This is a genomic window from Stenotrophomonas sp. C9D9 (assembly GCF_056491205.1).
Genome location: NZ_JBSZIF010000006.1, coordinates 157206 through 172278 on the forward strand (window position 1 = coordinate 157206; position 15073 = coordinate 172278).

Genomic DNA, 15073 nt, shown 5'->3' on the forward strand with positions numbered 1-15073 from the left:
TTGGCGCCGCCAGAGCGCCGGCCCGGCGCTCACAGGGAAATCCCATGTTGTACGACGTCGTCATCGCCGGGGCCGGCCCGGTCGGCCTGTTCCTGTCCTGCGAGCTGGCCCAGGCCGGCTGTTCGGTCATGCTGCTGGAGCAGGCAGGGTCACCCGAGACACCCTTGAAGCGGCTGCCCTTTGGCTTGCGCGGCTTGAACGCGCCCACCCTGGAGGCGCTGGATCGACGTGGCCTGCTGGACGCGGTGGCCGCCCTTCAGGTGCTGAAGCCAGACAAGGGCGCACCGCCGCCCGGCACCGCCCATTGGCTGGCGCAACCGCGACCGCTGGGCGGCCACTTCGCCGGCATTCCTTTCGCCCTGGACAACGTGGACAGTGCACGCTGGCGCCATCGCCTGCCGACGCCGGTGCCCACCCAGATGGCGGTGGAACTGCAGGCGCTGGAAGCCGTGCTGGTCGAGCGTGCGATCGCACTGGGTGTGCGCATCGAGCGCGGCTGTGCGGTACAGGCGGTCCACCCCGGTGAAACGGAGGTGGCCGTTGAGACCGCGGGAGCAACGGTTCGAGGACGCTGGCTGGTGGGCTGCGACGGCGGCCGCAGCACCGTGCGCAAGCAATGTGGTTTCAGCTTCGTCGGCACCGCCCCTGAATTCACCGGGCACTCGCTGTTGGTCGAGCTGGACGATCCGGCGATGCTGACGCCAGGTCGGCAATACACCGATCACGGCATGTGCAATTTCAATCCACCGGGCGTGGTGGCACTGGCCGACTTCGACGGTGGCGCGGGCCATCGCACGCCACTCGACCAGCAGGCCGCACAGGCGCTGTTACGGCGCGTCTCTGGTCGCGACGTAGCGATCACCGCGCTGCGGCTGTCGAGCACCTGGACCGATGGCGCGCGCCAGGCGGAGACCTATCGCATCGGCCGCGTGCTGCTGGCCGGTGATGCGGCGCACGTGCACTCGCCGCTGGGCGGCCAGGGGCTCAATCTTGGCATCGGCGATGCGATGAATCTTGGCTGGAAACTGGCGGAGGTGGTGCGCGGTACCGCCGATGATGGACTGCTTGACAGCTACACGGCCGAGCGGCACCCGATCGGTGCGAAGGTGCTGGACTGGTCGCGCGCGCAGGTTGCGTTGATGCGGCCGGGCGCCGGCTCGCGCGCATTGGCGGCGGTGATCGCCGAACTGGCCGACACCCCTGACGGCGCCACGTATCTGGCCGAGCGGGTCTGGGGCGTTGTGCAGCAGGTGGACCTGGGCGGCATCCATCCACTGGTCGGGCGCAGCACGCCCGACGTCCGGCTGGCCGATGGTCGTCGCGTGGGTGAAGCACTGCGGACGGGGCAGGGCGTGTTGCTGCAGTTCGGCCCGGCCGCTTCCTCGGGTGCCGTCACCGAAGGCTGGCGACGGTGCGTTGCCAGCGTAATGGCGGCCGAAGACAGTCCGTTGGGCCTGGCTGCAATGCTGGTGCGCCCGGATGGCATCGTCGCCTGGGCCTGCAATGCCGGTGACACCGAGGCCGGGCTGCGTGAAGCCCTGCAGCGATGGTTCGGTCCGGCGGCCGCGGGTTGACCCGGGTGACAGCGGCGCAGCCGACGCCGGCTGCGCCGATCCCGGTTACAGATCCTTCTTCTTGCCGCTCAGGTCGATCGGCTTGTCACTGCCCTTGCGCTCGCTCGACCACACTTCCATGCCCTTGTTGCAGCGGCTCTCGCGGGCAGCGACCTCGCGTGGCAGGTCCTTCAGCTGGGGCGACTCCTGACAGGCCTGATGCATGTTGCTGTCGTCATAGGTGGCGCAGGCGCTGAGCGACGCCAGGGCGATGGCAATGAGGGTGGCGCGGAGTGGGAGCTGCAGGTCCATGGGGTGGTCTCGGGTGATGCCGGGATGGCCATGGAATTCAAATCCGCGACACCGGGCACGCACAATCGGACCAACTGCACTTGTTATTCTGTAACATCTGCGCGATAGTCCGGCCCCTGCCAGATCAGGCGATGCAGATCATCAGTACCGTGCACAGCACCAGCATCAGCACGAACACGCGTCGGCTCAGTGCCAGGCAGGCCAGATAGGCTGCGAGCGCCCACGCCGCCAGCAGCGCGCAGGCTGCCATCCATAGCCCGATGCCCATCATCGAACCGGCTGCCAACGCAGACAATGCGATGGCCTTGAACAACGCCACGCCCAACACGCTGCCCAGCATGCCGGCCTGCAGGGCGATGGCATCATGGCGGGCAGGTGCGCGGTGGTGGTGCATTGCGGGTCCGGTGCGGGCCGAGAGCGCGGCGTCGGCTGCACTGTGCCGAAATGCACATCCACGAAATGTGTTCATCGCGCGCGAAGACCGCGATGAAGCCCGTTCAGTCGAACTCACCCTCGGCCGATTCCAGACGCTGCCGGTACGCCGCGCGATGCTGGTACAGGCGCTGGCATTCGGCCGACCTGTGGATGCGGCTGCCGGGTTCGTTGGCCACCGAGTCGCACATCCGCGCGATGTGGTTGTTTTCCGCCAGTTCGGTGACGAAGAACACGGCGGTGATGCCGGTGCCAAGCAGCACGACATACAGCAGGCGGCTGAGCCAGCGCGACAGTTTCCGCTCGAAGTGCTGCTGGATGGTCAGGTCGAAGCGGATGATGCTGAGCACGATCCAGACGATGGCGACCAGGAAGCAGAGCGTGGGCAGCAGGCCGCGCCAGATTCCTGCTTCGTATACCGACTCGCTGTAATGGACCGCGGCCCCGGCGCCTGCGATGGCGATGGCCAGCGCCCAGTTGCGGCCCAGCGAGAGCAGGTCATCGAGCAGCTTTTCGCGGTTCCTGGTTCGTCCTGCTGCCACGAGGGTTCCTTCTGCCTGTTGCGACCGGCGACGGGCTGCCGCCGATCATGCAGATGGTGGAGCATCGCTTCAGCGATGAGAAGCCTGCCCGCTCAATATTTGCCTGCGCGTGCACCGATCCAGCGCCGATACCGGCGAGTCCGGCATTTGCCAGCGGCCTGTGCCAACAACAGTGCCCACACCGGTGAGACACCCGGCGCGGTGGGGCGGCGCTGGCTCAGCCGCGCCAGCTGGTACTTCACCGCTGCCATGTGTGCGCTGGCGGCCAACGGCTTGCTGCGCCAGTCGATGGTGCGCAGTGTCGGCACCGGATCGCGTCCCTGCTGCCAGCGTTGCGGCAGATCCGGCTCGATCGCCAGCGCGGTGGCGATGCCGACCATGGCCACACCGCTGTCCCGTACCTGCTCGGCCACGGCGCGACGGCGGATACCGCCGGTGACCATCAGCGGCATCGTCGCCACCGTGGCGATCTCACGCGCGAACTCCAGGAAGTAGGCCTCGCGGGCCAGGCTGCGTTGGTCACGCGCGGCACCGGTCATGGCCGGCGCTTCGTAGCTTCCACCGGACAGCTCGACCAGGTCCACGCCGAGGGGCGCCAGCATTTCCACCACTTCGCGCGCATCCTCGGGCGAGAAGCCGCCGCGCTGGAAGTCGGCGGAGTTGAGCTTCACGGCCACCGCAAACGTGGGTGACACGGTGGCGCGCACGCCCTGCACGATCTCCCGCAGCAGGCGCGCACGGTTGTGCAGGCTGCCACCCCAGCGGTCGTCGCGGCGGTTCGACAGGGGCGACAGGAACTGGCTGAGCAGGTAGCCGTGTGCGGCATGGATCTCCACGCCACTGAAGCCGGCGCGCTCGGCCAGCTCGGCGCTGCGGATGAAGCGGGCGATCACCTCTTCGATGTCCGCCTCGGTCATCGCCCGCGGCGGTGCGAACTGCCTGGACAGCGCGCCCATCTCCAGGGCGACGGCTGACGGCGCGAGTGCGGGTTGGCCGAGTGCGGCCGGCATCTGCCGCCCGGGATGGTTGATCTGCATCCACATCTGCGCGCCCCGCGAGCGTACCGTTTCGGCCCAGGCGATGAAGCGGTCAAGGTGGCGATCGTCTTCCAGCACCACCCCGCCGGGACCGGTCATGGCGCGGCCATCGACCATCACGTTGCCGGTGATGATCAGCCCTGCGCCGCCGTCGGCCCAACGCTGGTACAGCTGCAGCAGCGCATCGGAAGGCGCGTGGTCGGCGTCGGCCATGTTTTCCTCCATCGCCGCCTTGGCGATGCGGTTGCGGATGACGGCACCGGAGGGTAGTGCCAGGGGCGAGAACAGCGACATCGGACAGCTCCAGGACAGGGGAATGGCGCTACGCTAACCTTCAAGTTTGATTGAAGGTCAACAGGCTCCGATGTCGAGGATTCATACAGATGAAGATCGGTGAGCTGGCCCGCCTCACGGGCCTCGCGGCGTCGCGCATCCGCTTCTATGAAGACGCGGGGCTGCTGGTGGTGCAGCGCCAGGCCAATGGCTACCGTGACTACCCGGAACAGGCGGTGCTGCTGCTGGAGCTGATCACGGGCGCGCAGCGTGCAGGCTTCAGCCTGGAAGAGATCCGCGCCCTGCTGCCGCCGGACATGGGCCAGTGGCAGCACGATGCGTTGATCACGATGCTGCAGCAGAAGGTGGCCGACATCGAGGCGTTGCAGCGGCGGTTGGCAGAGAGCCGGGCGCACCTGCTGGCCCTGATCGAGGATATCCAGGCACGGCCGGACGGCATCGACTGTGCAGCCAATTCGCGGCGGGTGCTGGACCGCGTGAAGCGCGGTGAGCTGGCGCGACCGACCCTGGCGGCCGGCGATACCGCGTTGCTGCGTCCGGATCGCCGCCGCCGCTTGGGCAGCGACTGACGACCCGGCGCGGTTTCTTCAGTGGCTGCCGGCGACGGCAGTCTTGCGCTTCTTGTCCAGCGTCACTGCCACGCACCACAGCAGCAGGCCGCCAATCGCGGTAGCCGCACCGACATAGCCGGTGCTGGCCGGGCTGAAGCCGGCGCTGATCGCCATGCCGCCCAGCCACGGGCCGAGTGCATTGGCGGTATTGAACGCGGCATGGTTGGAGGCGGCCGCCAGCGTCTGCGCTTCACCGGCCACGTCCATCAGGCGGGTCTGCAGCACCGCCGCCAGCGCGCCCATGGTGCCGACGGTGATGATCATCGGGCCGATGGTCCACACCGACTGCGCGGCCAGCGGATACAGCAGCAACATCACGATCGACCACAGCAGCACCACGGCGGCGGCCTTGAAGTGGAACTTGTCCACCAGCCAGCCACCGGCGATGTTGCCGATGATCGCGCCGATGCCGAACACGCCCACCGCCAGCGGCATCCACGATTCGGCCACGCCGGTGACCTGGACCAGGGTCGGTGCCAGGTAGGTGAACACACAGAACATGCCGGCGAAGCCGACCGCACCGATTGCCAGCGCCAGCCACACCTGGGTGGTGTTGAAGGCGCGCAGCTCGCGCATCGGCGAGGTACGCACTTCATCCGGGTCCGGCAGCAGGAAGCGCGCGATCATCGCCACGGTGGCGATGGCCAGTACGCTGACCAGGGCAAAGGCGGTGCGCCAGCTCAGCTGCTGGCCCAGCCAGGTGGTCAGCGGGTTGCCGACCAGGATCGCGATCGACAGGCCCAGCAGCACGCGCGACATCGCCTGGCCGCGCTGGCCGGCGGGACTGATCGCCGCGGCCACCAGCATCGCCACGCCGAAGTAGGCGCCATGCGGCAGGCCGGCAACGAAGCGCGCCACCAGCATCGTGCCGTAGTTCGGTGCCAATGCGCTGGCCAGGTTGCCGACCGCGTAGAAGCCCATCAGTGCCAGCAGCAGCTTGCGGCGTGGGAAGCTGGCGCCGACGAAGGCGAGGATCGGCGCGCCGACCACCACGCCGATGGCGTAGGCGCTGATCAGATGGCCGACCTGGGTTTCGGAGATCGACAGGCCGCGGCTGATCTCCAGCATCAGGCCCATGCTGGCGAACTCGCTGGTACCGATGGCGAAGCCACCTAGCGACAGGGCGAGGATGATCAGGGTGCGCTGACGGGGCGTCAGCCGCGCAGCCAGGGAAGAGTTGGGGCTCATGCGGGGGCGCGATGGGGGCGGGGAGCCGGCCATTGTACTGCTGCACCGCAGCAGGGGCAGCCACGCTGGGGGTAAATCAGTGTTTGATCGGTGGTAATGCCGCCTCCGCTGCGGGAGGGGCCGCCGATCCGTGCCGCCGGTGTGCATGTGCAGACGACATGCCAGCGGGCATGATGGCGGTGCAGGGGACTGTGGCGTTGCTCAAACAAGGAGGCGGATCGATGCAGGAGTTCAGGCACGTGCTGGAGTCGCGCGGGCGCTATCAGCTGGTAGCGGTGTCCTACGCGCCGGTGTACGCTCCGGGCGATGTGGTCGGCCATGCGGTCGTCGCCGACGATGGGGATCGTCTGACCGACCTGATATCACTGGCCGAAGCGCGCCAACGCTTGTTGCAACTGGTGCGTGAGGAGGGCGAGGAGCCCGGGCTGGAGAACGAGAACCACCTGCGGAAGAAGGCGTCGCGCTGGCGCCACCGCTAGGCCGTCGCGCCGCGTGCGCATCATGGAGGATTCGGGTGTTGCCCAGTAAGAAGTATCTGCTCATCGCCATCATCACGCTGGCGACCCTGCTGCTTGGTTTCGTGTTTTCCGGTTACCTGACCCTGCTGTTCCTGGGGCTGGACACCCAGCTGTTCACCTGGAACACCTACTACCAGTACGTCCACGCCATCGGCCAGCCGCAGGTTGCGCCCTTCGTGGGCAAGATCAAATGGGCCGGCTACGTGGGCTTCGGCCTGCCCCTGCTGGTGCTGCTGGTGACCGGCCTGGTGCTGCTGCTGAAGAAGGACAAGCGCTCGCTGCACGGCGACGCGCGCTTCGCCACCGGTGCCGACCTGGCCAAGCACGGCATGTTCAAGAAGACCGGCCAGAGCATCGTGGTCGGCAGCCATGGCGGCAAGCTGGTGCGCCTCGATGGCCAGCAGTTCGTGATCCTGGCCGCGCCGACCCGCTCGGGCAAGGGCGTGGGCGTGGTCATCCCGAACCTGCTGGAGTACGGCGAATCACTGGTGGTGCTGGACATCAAGCAGGAGAACTTCGACCTGACCAGCGGCTGGCGCGCCAGCCAGGGCCAGGAGATCTACCTGTTCAATCCCTTCGCCGAGGATCGGCGCGCGCACCGCTGGAACCCGCTCAGCTACGTCTCCGACGATCCGGCCTTCCGCGTCTCGGACCTGATGAGCATCGCTGCGATGCTGTATCCGGACGGGGCCGAGGACCAGAAATTCTGGGTCAGCCAGGCACGCAACGCGTTCATGGCCTTCACCCTGTACCTGTTCGAGAACTGGGACGACGAGCGCAGCAGTGGCTTCCCGGGCGGCTCGGGCACGCCCACGCTGGGCGCGGTGTACCGGTTGTCCTCTGGTGACGGCACCGAACTGAAGAAGTACCTCAAGACCCTGTCGGAGCGATCGTTCCTCAGTGCCAACGCACGTTCGGCGTTCGCCAACATGCTGTCGCAGGCCGATGAGACCTTCGCCTCGATCCTGGGCACCTTCAAGGAGCCGCTGAACCCCTGGATCAATCCGGTGCTGGACAAGGCCACCAGCTGCAACGACTTCCTGCTGACCGACGTCCGCAAGAAGAAGATGACCATCTATATCGGCATCCAGCCGAACAAGCTGGCCGAGAGCCGGCTGATCATCAACCTGTTCTTCAGCCAGCTGATCAACCTCAACACCAAGGAACTGCCCAAGTCCAACCCGGACCTGAAGTACCAGTGCCTGCTGCTGATGGACGAATTCACCTCGATCGGCAAAGTGGAGATCATCGCCTCGGCGGTGTCCTACATGGCGGGCTATAACATCCGCCTGCTGCCGATCATCCAGAGCATGTCGCAGCTCGATGCCACCTACGGCCGGGAAGTCTCGCGCACGATCATCACCAACCACGCCCTGCAGATCCTGTACGCGCCGCGCGAACAGCAGGATGCCAACGACTACTCGGACATGCTGGGCTACACCACGGTGCGCAAGAAGAACGTCACCCATGCCCGCGAGAAGACCCACAACTTCACCGAGGAACGGCGCGCGCTGATGCTGCCGCAGGAGCTGAAGGCGATGGGGCCGGACATGGAGGTGTTCCTGTACGAGGGCATACCGCATCCGGTGAAGTGCGACAAGATCCGGTACTACAAGGACCGTTACTTCACTTCGAGACTGCTGCCGAAGGTGGACGTTCCGATGCTCAAAGTCTGAATTCACAGATGTAAAAATGTGAACTTCATTCGTATTCAGTAACGTGAATTGGTGAGCTTCGTCAAAAAAATAGCACGGAGAGATAGATTTTCAGGTTTTCCTGACATGGAATTGACGCGTGGTTGTGCGACCCTATGTTTGAGGTCCGGAAATATGTGCCGGGTGTCAAAGTTTCAGCAGTAGGGTGGCCAGGAGTTTGTGCCATGGAAACAAGGATGGTTTCGACGTTGGTAAGGGTGTGCAGGTGCGTGGCGGCTGAAGTCCGTCGCTCGGCCTGCAACCTGGTTGGCAGCCGCAAGGCTGCAGGGGAGCCGGGGCAGGTGTGCTGCAATCCAGCGCGTCTCCCCGTTTCCGGCGTGCGCCATGCAGCGCCGGACGACCAGGGATCCAACGCTCGGAACTGCTTTTTCGTACGTCAAAGTGAAGCCCGTATGAATCAGGCGTTTATCGCAAAAATGTCCATCGCCGCAGTGGCGGCGCTGATGGTGGCAGGTTGTGCCACCAAGTCCGCTCCCGATTTCGGAGGCCGTTGGAAGCCGGTCAACCGCTTTGCTGCGGCAACGACCGAAATCCCGCTGTACTCCAGCTACGTCTACCAGGCCTCGCCGATGGATGGCACGCTCAAAGCCATGCTCGAGCGCTGGGCCAAGGATTCCGGACGCACGCTGGACTACCGCCTCAGCTCGGACTTCACCCTGTTTGGCGCGGTCTCGAACATCGACACCACCAATGCACAGCAGGCCGTGATCGATCTGACCGCAGCCTATGCAGCGCAGGGCATCTCCGTCTCCATCGTTGGCAACCAGATCGTTGTGCAGAGCGCAGGCTCGACGCCGACCGCGTCGGCGCAGGGCGCTGAGTCCAGCAGCGGCACCTGAGTCCACCTCGAAATCATCGAACGTGCCGCTCCCCGCGCCTGTCGCAGGGGTGCCACGCCCATTGATGTTTCAGCAGTACGGAAGAATCCATGTTCCGCAAGAAGGATCCCGGCAATAGTCCCAAGGTCGAGCAGTCGGTCGCCAAGGCGGTCAGCTACGAGATCACCGTGGCCGACATGGCACGCCGCAGCGAGCGACGTGCGTGGTGGGTTGCCACAGGCTCATTGCTGATGTCGCTCGCCCTCGCGGGCGGCTACTACTACATGCTGCCGCTGAAGGAGAAGGTGCCGTTCCTGGTGATGGCCGATGCCTACACCGGCACCGCGACCGTCGCGCGCCTGAGTGGCACCTTCCAGGGCGAGACGATCACCACCAACGAAGCGATCAATCGCAGCAATGTCGCCCAGTACGTGCTCGCGCGCGAATCGTACGACTCGGCGGTGATGGGCCTGCGCGACTGGGAACTGGTGTTCGTGATGTCCACCGATCCGGTGGCGCAGTCCATGCGCGTGCGCTATGCCGGCAACAACCCGCAGAACCCGTTCGTGATGTATGGCCGCGAGCGCGCCATCCGGGTCAAGATCCTCAGCATCACGCCGCTGGGCGCCGAGCCGAACGGCAGCTTCCGCGGCGCTTCGGTGCGCATCCAGCGCAGCCTGCTGGACAAGCGCACTGGCGTCGCCACCTACCTGGACAACCAGCTGGTGACGATGCGCTTCGGCTACAACCAGAACCTGGCGCTGTCCGAACAGGATCGCATCCTCAACCCGCTGGCGTTCCAGGTCACCGAGTACCGCGTCGACAACGACTACTCGCGTGGCGTGCCAGTGCCGGATGACGGCGCCATGCAGGCGCAGGCGCAGCAGGCCGCGCAGCAGGCGCAGGGCGTCTACGATCCGAACAATCCGGCCGCGGCCACGATGATCGATCCGGCTACCGGCCAGCCGGTCGCGGTTCCGGCCAACGGCCAGGTGCCGGGCCAGCCGATGCAGGGTCAGCCCGTACAGGGGCAACCCATGCCGGGTCAGCCGGTGCAGGGGCAAGCAATGCCGGGGCAGGTCATGCCCGGACAGCCGGCCATGAGGCCGGCGCAGAACAATTCCACCGGAACTGCTGATGGAGCAAGCAACCGATGAGTAGTCGAAATATCAGGGGAAGCGCACTGGCGCTGCTGTCGATGTTGTCGTTGCTGTTCTCAGCAGCGGCAATGGCGCAGGCGGTTGACCATTACGAGTACGAGAAGGACCGTATCTATCCGGTTCGCACCGGCCTGGGTCTGACCACCCAGATCGAGTTGAGCCCGAACGAGAAGATCCTCGACTACAGCACCGGCTTCAGCAGCGGCTGGGAACTGACCCGCCGCGAGAACGTGTTCTACATCAAGCCGAAGAACGTCGACGTCGACACCAACATGATGGTGCGCACCGAGACCCATTCCTACATCTTCGAGCTGAAAGTGGTGGCCACCGACTGGCGCCAGCTGGAACAGGCCCGTCGTGCAGGCGTGCAGTACAAGATCGCCTTCGTCTATCCGAACGACACCGTGTTCGGCGTCGCCCAGGAGGCGGTCGAGGAAGAGGCCAAGCCGTTGTTGAGCTCTGAACTGGCCAAGGACCGCCAGTACAACTTCAACTACTCCTATTCGACCAGCAAGGCGAAGAAGATGGGGTGGCTGATCCCGGTCAACGCCTATGACGATGGTCGTTTCACCTACCTGAAACTGCCGAATTCGCCGGAGTACAAGACCGGCATCTTCCCGGCGGTGTTCGGTCGCGAAACGGAATACGGTGAAGACTTCGTGGTCAACACCACGGTTGAAGGCAATACGCTGATCGTGCACGGGACGCACCCGTACCTGGTCATCCGCCACGGCGACTTCGTCGTCGGCCTGCGAAGGAACGTGAAGAAATGAGCCAGCAGAACACTCCCGGAAACGACCCGAACAACGGACGCGACGAGAGCCAGAGCCCGTACGGCGCACAGGGTGCCCCGGACGCGCAGTCGAACCCGTACTTCGGCACGACCCAGGCCGAGCCTGCGCCGGATCTGGATGCGGCCGCACCGCAGCTGCGCTCGGCCGAAGAGCAGCGGCTGAACCGCAAGGCGCTGATGTTCCTCGGTGGCATCGTGCTGCTGCTGGTGGCCATGGGCTTCCTGCTGTTCCGCAAGGGCCAGGAGGGCGATGACGCCGCGCAGAAGGTGCCGGATGTCGCACGTGCCAGCACGCCGACACTGCCGGACGTTGCGCCGCCTCCGCAGGCGCCGCCGACTGCCGCCGAACCGATTCCGATGCTTCCGCCGATGTCGCAGGACGAAGGTCCGAAGCTGGTGCCCATCGCGTCCCGGCCGGAAGCCATGGAACCCCGTGGGCCGACGCTGGTCGAGCGCCGGATGGCCGGCGTGGATGATGCCGCGCTTGCGGCAGGCAATCGCGCGCAACCGCAGCGCAGTGCGATCGACGAGCAGACCCGCCAGGCGCTGCTTGCGAACATGATGCCCAACCAGCAGGGGCAGCAGAAGATCCGCCGTGGGCCGGACGTGGAAGACGTCTCCAGTGCCACCTACATCCAGAGCCCCGATGCGCTGCTGGTGCGTGGCACCTACCTGCGTTGCGTGCTGGAAACCCGCATCATCACCGATCTCGCCGGCTATACCTCGTGCCTGCTGACCGAGCCGGTGTACTCGATCAATGGTCGCAACCTGCTGCTGCCGAAGGGCTCCAAGATCTATGGCGCTTACGGCGGCGGTCCGATGGGCAAGCGCGTGGAAGTGATCTGGGATCGCATCACCACTCCCAATGGCATCGACGTTGCGATGTCCAGCCCGGGCGTGGATCAGCTGGGTGGCGCCGGTCATCCGGGCCAGTACAGCGCGCACTGGGGCAGTCGTATCGCCTCGGCGCTGATGATCAGCCTGATTTCCGATGCCTTCAAGTACGCAGCCGCCGAACACGGTCCGGAGACGACCACCATCGCCAACAACGGCATGACGGTGCAGTCGCCCTATGAGAGTGCTACCGCACGCACGATGGAGCGCCTGGCCAACGAGGCACTCAGCAGCAACCGCCGTCCGCCGACCGTCACCATCAACCAGGGCACGATCGTGAACGTCTACGTTGCCAAGGACGTCGACTTCACCAACGTGCTCCACCCCCGCCGGTAACCCAACGAACGATCATGGACGCCGAAGTGTCACCCCTCGCCCTCGTCTCCAGCGATTTCCTGCGCTATCAGTACGAAGTGCTGGGCATCGCCGAGTACATGACGTCCCCGGAAGTGACGGAAATCTGCATCAATCGTCCCGGTGAGCTGTACCTGGAAACCCGGGCGGGGTGGCAGCGGGTAGACGTGCCGAGCCTGACCTTCGAGCGGGCCCGGCAGTTCTGCACGGCGGTGGTGAACGAGAGCAACACCGGCCAGCGCATCACCGATGCCGATCCGGTCGTGTCGCTCACGTTCCCCACCGGCCAGCGTGCGCAGTTCGTGATTCCGCCCGCATGTGACGCTGGCAAGGTGTCGATCACCATCCGTCTGCCGTCCAAGCACACCAAGTCGCTCAGCCAGTATCACGAAGACGGCTTCTTCAATCAGATCCTGGAAAGCGATGGCAGCATCAGCGAGCAGGATCGCGAACTGCTGGAGCTGCGCCATTCGCGCGAGTACGCCGAGTTCTTCCGGCGTGCGGTGATGTACCGCAAGAACATCGTGGTATCCGGTGCGACCGGTAGCGGCAAGACCACCTTCATGAAAGCGCTGGTCAATCATATCCCGGACAGCGAGCGCCTGGTCACGATCGAGGACGCGCGCGAACTGTTTCTGACCCAACCCAATGTCGTGCACCTGCTGTATTCCAAGGGTGGACAAAGCACCAGCAATGTCAGCGCCAAGAGCTGCATGGAAGCGTGCCTGCGCATGAAGCCCGAACGCATCATCCTGGCAGAGCTGCGAGGTGATGAAGCGTTCTACTTCATCCGCAACTGCGCATCGGGCCACCCGGGTTCGATCACCAGTTGCCACGCGGGCAGCCCGGAGCAGACCTGGGACCAGCTGGCATTGATGGTGAAGGCCTCGACCGAAGGTTCGGGCCTCGAATTCAACGTGATCAAGCGACTGTTGATGATGACCATCGACATCGTCGTGCATATCAAGGCGCATGCCGGTTCGCGCTACATCACCGGCATCGACTTCAATCCTGGGCGTGCCCAGGGGCAGGAGGGCTGAAGGATGCTGCCAGGACTGGAAATGATGGCGTGCCCGGAGATGGCCGTCTCGATGGATGTGATGCAGCACGTCATCAACGTCGAATCGTCGCGCAATCCCTACGCCATCGGCGTGGTCGGCGGCGCACTGGTGCGCCAGCCCAAGGCCTTGGATGAAGCGCTGGCGACGGTGCGCATGCTGGAAGAGAAGGGCTACAACTTCTCCATCGGGCTGGCCCAGGTCAATCGCTACAACCTCGGCAAGTACGGCCTGGATTCCTACGAGAAGGCCTTCCAGCAGTGCCCGAACCTGCAGGCGGGTTCGCGCATTCTCGCCGAGTGCTACAAGCGCTCCGGCGGTGACTGGGGCAAGTCGTTCAGCTGCTACTACTCGGGTAATTTCGAGACCGGCTTCCGTCACGGCTACGTGCAGAAAGTCTATGACTCGATGCGCCGCGGGCAGCAGCTTGCCAGCAATGGTGTTGCGCCGATCGACGTGGTGAGTCGCGGTGAACGCCGCAGCATGAAGGTCGAGCATCATCCGCAGTTGGCATCTCCGGCGCAGGCCCGCATCGTTGCGCAGTCCAATGGTCCGGTGTACGTGCCGTCGGAAGACCCGGCACGCGCGTATGTCGTGTATCCCTCCACCGGTGCGATGGCGCGGGGCAGCCTGCTGAACATCGCCGACCAGGCACTGTCCAAGGTAGTGCTGGGTTCGGTGGACCGGATGATGCAGCCGCAGGCGCAGCCCACCCAAGGGGCCGCCTATCCGCAGCAACAGGCCAGTGGCATGCCGCAGCAACTGCCTCAGCAGGGTGCTGCGCAGGCGATGGCCATGCCGCAGCAGTTGCCAGGCGCTGCCGGCGCCGGCAATGAGGGGCCCGTGATGCTGCGGCCCTGGAGCGAGCGCAACCAGCCTGTCGCCGGTGGCGACAATTCATTCAACGCACCGGTGCAGGCTGCGCCGGCGCAGCAGATTCCCGCAGGGGATGCGGCCTTCGTGTTCTGACGAAGTCGTGGTGCGGCCAGTCCCCCGGCTGGTCGATTCAGTTGTGTTAGTCCATCAACAAGGAAATCAATCCATGAAGCGATCCAATCTCGACCTCGTCCAGGCCCAGCGCACGCTGAAGACCCTGCTGATGGCCACGATCTTCGTTGGCGCACTGTTCGCCCCGCAGGTGTTCGCCACCGGCACCGACTTCGGCGGCACCGACAAGAAGGTCTGCGGTTTCTTCTCCAACATCAACGGCCTGCTGAACATGGCCTCGATCGCCGTGGTGACCATCGCGGTGATCTTCGCCGGCTACCAGATCGCCTTCGCGCACAAGCGCATCGGTGACGTCGCGCCGATCCTGATCGGTGGCGTGCTGATCGGTGCCGCTGGCCAGATCGCGCGCATGCTGCTGGGCGAGGGCAGCGACGGCAAGTGCACCGGCGGCAGCACGACGTACTACCTGATCAACAACGCGATCCAGTACTACAGTGCATAAGAACGTCCTGTTCCGCGGTTGCACGCGTCCAGCGATGTTCCTGGGCGTGCCCTACCTGCCATTTTTCATGGTGGCGGGCGGGCTGTTGCTCCTCAGCGTGTACACGAACTTCTGGTTCCTGCTCACCATTCCGGTGGCGATCTTCATCATGCGGCACATGGCCAAGCGTGACGAAATGATCTTCCGGTTGCTGGGCCTGCGCCTGATGTTCAAGCTGAAGGTGCGCAACGTGCCGGAACACGATGGCATGTGGGTGTTCAACCCCAATCACTACCGCAACAAGCCGGCCCGAATGGATTGAGGTCCGGATCCGGCCTGGCGGGCGTTCTCGCCCGCCAGGTCTC

Annotated in this window: 17 protein-coding genes; 12 read left to right on the top strand and 5 right to left on the bottom strand. The window is 65.0% G+C overall.

Annotated features, from left to right (window positions below; genetic code table 11):
• The first annotated feature begins 44 nt into the window (after window positions 1-44).
• Complete coding sequence (locus tag ACXI0D_RS16170; RefSeq protein ID WP_479642803.1) at window positions 45-1574, top strand: FAD-dependent monooxygenase; 1530 nt, start codon at window positions 45-47, stop codon at window positions 1572-1574.
• Between the two features lie 45 nt (window positions 1575-1619).
• Here ACXI0D_RS16170 and ACXI0D_RS16175 read toward each other — a convergent pair whose 3' ends face one another.
• The 4 genes from ACXI0D_RS16175 to ACXI0D_RS16190 all read right to left on the bottom strand — a co-directional run bounded on the left by ACXI0D_RS16175 (window position 1620) and on the right by ACXI0D_RS16190 (window position 4170).
• Window positions 1620-1865 (bottom strand): hypothetical protein, encoded by a 246-nt coding sequence (locus ACXI0D_RS16175; RefSeq protein WP_049444316.1) that lies wholly within the window; start codon window positions 1863-1865, stop codon window positions 1620-1622.
• Window positions 1866-1989: 124 nt separating this feature from the next.
• Window positions 1990-2259, bottom strand: coding sequence for a hypothetical protein (locus ACXI0D_RS16180; protein ID WP_119006461.1), 270 nt, complete (start codon window positions 2257-2259; stop codon window positions 1990-1992).
• Window positions 2260-2362: 103 nt separating this feature from the next.
• Window positions 2363-2839, bottom strand: coding sequence for a hypothetical protein (locus ACXI0D_RS16185; protein ID WP_479642804.1), 477 nt, complete (start codon window positions 2837-2839; stop codon window positions 2363-2365).
• A 92-nt stretch (window positions 2840-2931) separates the two neighbouring features.
• Window positions 2932-4170 (bottom strand): NADH:flavin oxidoreductase/NADH oxidase family protein, encoded by a 1239-nt coding sequence (locus ACXI0D_RS16190; protein WP_479642805.1) that lies wholly within the window; start codon window positions 4168-4170, stop codon window positions 2932-2934.
• An 89-nt stretch (window positions 4171-4259) separates the two neighbouring features.
• Here ACXI0D_RS16190 and ACXI0D_RS16195 point away from each other — a divergent pair, with 89 nt between their 5' ends.
• The gene (locus ACXI0D_RS16195; RefSeq protein ID WP_479642806.1) at window positions 4260-4739 is read left to right on the top strand and encodes a MerR family transcriptional regulator; all 480 of its coding nucleotides are present in this window, start codon (window positions 4260-4262) and stop codon (window positions 4737-4739) included.
• An 18-nt stretch (window positions 4740-4757) separates the two neighbouring features.
• On the opposite strand, the gene ACXI0D_RS16200 is transcribed toward ACXI0D_RS16195, so the two are convergent.
• A complete protein-coding gene (locus ACXI0D_RS16200; protein ID WP_188485209.1) occupies window positions 4758-5969 on the bottom strand; it encodes an MFS transporter in 1212 nt (403 codons plus the stop codon).
• A gap of 221 nt (window positions 5970-6190) precedes the next feature.
• Between ACXI0D_RS16200 and ACXI0D_RS16205 the strand changes: the two genes are divergently transcribed.
• The 10 genes from ACXI0D_RS16205 to ACXI0D_RS16250 all read left to right on the top strand — a co-directional run bounded on the left by ACXI0D_RS16205 (window position 6191) and on the right by ACXI0D_RS16250 (window position 15030).
• A complete protein-coding gene (locus tag ACXI0D_RS16205; protein WP_049444463.1) occupies window positions 6191-6448 on the top strand; it encodes a hypothetical protein in 258 nt (85 codons plus the stop codon).
• Window positions 6449-6483: 35 nt separating this feature from the next.
• Window positions 6484-8163, top strand: coding sequence for a type IV secretory system conjugative DNA transfer family protein (locus ACXI0D_RS16210; protein WP_479642807.1), 1680 nt, complete (start codon window positions 6484-6486; stop codon window positions 8161-8163).
• A 431-nt stretch (window positions 8164-8594) separates the two neighbouring features.
• Complete coding sequence (locus ACXI0D_RS16215) at window positions 8595-9041, top strand: hypothetical protein (RefSeq protein WP_042358796.1); 447 nt, start codon at window positions 8595-8597, stop codon at window positions 9039-9041.
• Between the two features lie 89 nt (window positions 9042-9130).
• Entirely contained in the window at window positions 9131-10177 is a 1047-nt protein-coding gene (locus ACXI0D_RS16220) for a VirB8 family type IV secretion system protein (RefSeq protein ID WP_101765725.1), read from the top strand.
• Window positions 10174-10953: a TrbG/VirB9 family P-type conjugative transfer protein gene (locus tag ACXI0D_RS16225; RefSeq protein WP_101765724.1), complete on the top strand. Its 780-nt coding sequence runs from the start codon at window positions 10174-10176 to the stop codon at window positions 10951-10953. Before ACXI0D_RS16220 ends, ACXI0D_RS16225 begins: the two co-directional genes overlap by 4 nt.
• Window positions 10950-12203: a TrbI/VirB10 family protein gene (locus ACXI0D_RS16230; protein ID WP_101765723.1), complete on the top strand. Its 1254-nt coding sequence runs from the start codon at window positions 10950-10952 to the stop codon at window positions 12201-12203. The genes ACXI0D_RS16225 and ACXI0D_RS16230 overlap by 4 nt, the downstream gene beginning before the upstream one ends.
• A gap of 14 nt (window positions 12204-12217) precedes the next feature.
• Entirely contained in the window at window positions 12218-13261 is a 1044-nt protein-coding gene (virB11, locus tag ACXI0D_RS16235; RefSeq protein ID WP_049444303.1) for a P-type DNA transfer ATPase VirB11, read from the top strand.
• Between the two features lie 3 nt (window positions 13262-13264).
• Entirely contained in the window at window positions 13265-14248 is a 984-nt protein-coding gene (locus ACXI0D_RS16240; protein WP_101765722.1) for a lytic transglycosylase domain-containing protein, read from the top strand.
• Window positions 14249-14321: 73 nt separating this feature from the next.
• The gene (locus ACXI0D_RS16245) at window positions 14322-14729 is read left to right on the top strand and encodes a TrbC/VirB2 family protein (RefSeq protein WP_049444299.1); all 408 of its coding nucleotides are present in this window, start codon (window positions 14322-14324) and stop codon (window positions 14727-14729) included.
• A complete protein-coding gene (locus ACXI0D_RS16250; RefSeq protein ID WP_080347493.1) occupies window positions 14722-15030 on the top strand; it encodes a VirB3 family type IV secretion system protein in 309 nt (102 codons plus the stop codon). The genes ACXI0D_RS16245 and ACXI0D_RS16250 overlap by 8 nt, the downstream gene beginning before the upstream one ends.
• Window positions 15031-15073 lie beyond the last annotated feature (43 nt).